The organism is Sulfitobacter undariae (assembly GCF_014196805.1).
GTDB lineage: Bacteria > Pseudomonadota > Alphaproteobacteria > Rhodobacterales > Rhodobacteraceae > Sulfitobacter > Sulfitobacter undariae.
Map to the genome: position 1 here is coordinate 1 of NZ_JACIEI010000044.1, position 1105 is coordinate 1105.

At 50.4% G+C, this 1105-nt stretch carries 1 protein-coding gene and 1 pseudogene; both read left to right on the forward strand.

The window, feature by feature from the left end; translation table 11 throughout:
- Positions 1-261, forward strand: a 261-nt coding sequence (locus GGR95_RS18870) for a hypothetical protein (protein ID WP_221385042.1), incomplete at its 5' end; no start/stop codon positions are given.
- A gap of 644 nt (positions 262-905) precedes the next feature.
- Positions 906-1016: pseudogene (locus tag GGR95_RS19090) on the forward strand (IS110 family transposase); the annotation flags it as partial.
- Positions 1017-1105: the final 89 nt, after the last annotated feature.

Here is a 1105-nt window from a genome sequence, read left to right on the forward strand (position 1 = left end):
GCGGCGTTTATTCGTTCAAACAACAAAATAACATCAACAAAAAAACAAAAAATAGGCGCAAATTGTATCCAAATGCCACACGGGATGGTGGGTAAAGGCTTGAAGGAAATGATAGCACCTACTGAAACAAACGAGACAGACTATGCCCTGCAGGGGCAGACGAATTCTGTAAGCCTGTGGCGCGGATCGCAACTACCAGCGGGCTTACCCTTGCCCAGCAGGGCAATTAGAATACAGGAGAGGGGCAAAGCAGGTGGCTGATGATCCATTGCGCAGCAGGGAAGAGCGCGGATCTGTTTTTTCCATCGAGCGAATGTGTTACATGTTGGACGTTAGCCCGCGCGCTTTGCAACCGTCCAGCCAGCCGTAAACAGCGCTCATATCTGATTACGTTGGTACACATCAAGGAGCCGTTTCGTCTCAGCCCTGGCAGCCCGCAGCTGACAGGGGGTTGGCCTGAATAGTGGACAGATGGCGGGCTCGGAACAACCAGTTAGGAGACAGGAGTTTGCACCAACGATTTGAACCTAACCCACGGACACCATAAAGGCCAGCAAGGTGCAAAAAACGACGAAAGGTTCATCAACTGCACCGCTTCAAGCTGTTATTGTAAGACGCCAATTTGTGAATTGCACCAACTAGGGGGCCAACCAAACTTCTGCGAAAACGCTTGTCTTATGAATATCCTAGGTTCTGTGCAAAACAACTACCACTGATCAGCATTCTTGAATGCTGATCAGTGGTAGTTGGATCGTCAAACGCTTGGTTTTTGAGGACCGTAAACGAGTTAGATCAACCATCACCTTCGCCAAAGGCCTGAACCACTGACCGTCAGGGCATTGCGCAGCAATGTCCCGAGAGGTGGATACAGAGCGGCACTAAGCCCTCTAGGAAAAGCATAGGATATGACGAAGATGACAGATGATACCATTGGGATCGACATTTCCAAAGCCACTTTGGATGTTCACCGGCTGAGCGACCGTAAGACGATATCGTTTAGTAATTGCCCGACTGGACCTGTCACGCTTTAGTGCCGCCCCAAGTGCTCGTTTAAGCCACCTTTCGTTCGAAGGCGACAGGGCTTTTCCAGCCCAGTGCTGAGTGG